The organism is Amycolatopsis sp. SID8362 (assembly GCF_010550475.1).
GTDB classification, from domain to species: Bacteria; Actinomycetota; Actinomycetes; order Mycobacteriales; family Pseudonocardiaceae; genus Amycolatopsis; species Amycolatopsis eburnea.
The window spans coordinates 1-584 of the sequence record NZ_JAAGNB010000374.1 but is presented as its reverse complement, the minus strand read 5'-3'; the positions used below and the strand labels follow the sequence as shown (position 1 = coordinate 584).

Genomic DNA, 584 nt, shown 5'->3' with positions numbered 1-584 from the left:
CTGGGCGGCCGTCGAGCGCGCCGACGTCGGCGCGCTGAGCTCGGCACTCGCCCTCGACGGGACCGCGCTGACCCCGGTGCTGCCGGCGCTGTCGTCCTGGCGCCGCCGGCTCGGTGAGCGCCACCGCGTCGACGGCCTGCGCTACCGCGTCACCTGGCTGCCGCTCACCGGTACATCGTCCACTGTGGACGGTGAGTGGGCCGTGGTCGTCCCCGACGGCCACGAACGGGACGACTGGGCGGTCTCCGTGGTCGCCGCGCTCGGCGACGTCCGGGTGGTGGTCGCCGGTGCCGGGCTCGCCGAGCGCCTCGCCGGGGCCGGGCTGACCGGCGTCGTGTCTCTTATGGACGGTGAAGACGTGCTGGCCGAGCTGCTCGACGCCGGGATCGGGGCACCCCTGTGGTGCGTCACCCGCGGTGCCGTCGCGGTGGGCCGCGCGGAAGGGGTCCGGTCCCTCCCGCAGGCCGGGACCTGGGGGCTGGGCCGCGTGCTGGCGCTGGAGCACCCGCACCGCTGGGGCGGCCTGATCGACCTGCCCGACGTGGTCGACGAGCGCGTCGCGGCCCGCTTCCGCGGGGTCCTCG

At 76.9% G+C, this 584-nt stretch carries 1 protein-coding gene; it reads left to right on the top strand.

Going from position 1 to position 584, the window contains the following annotated elements; translation table 11 throughout:
* Positions 1-584 (top strand): hypothetical protein (locus G3I65_RS11995; protein WP_160696170.1); only part of this gene is annotated, 584 nt, incomplete at both ends.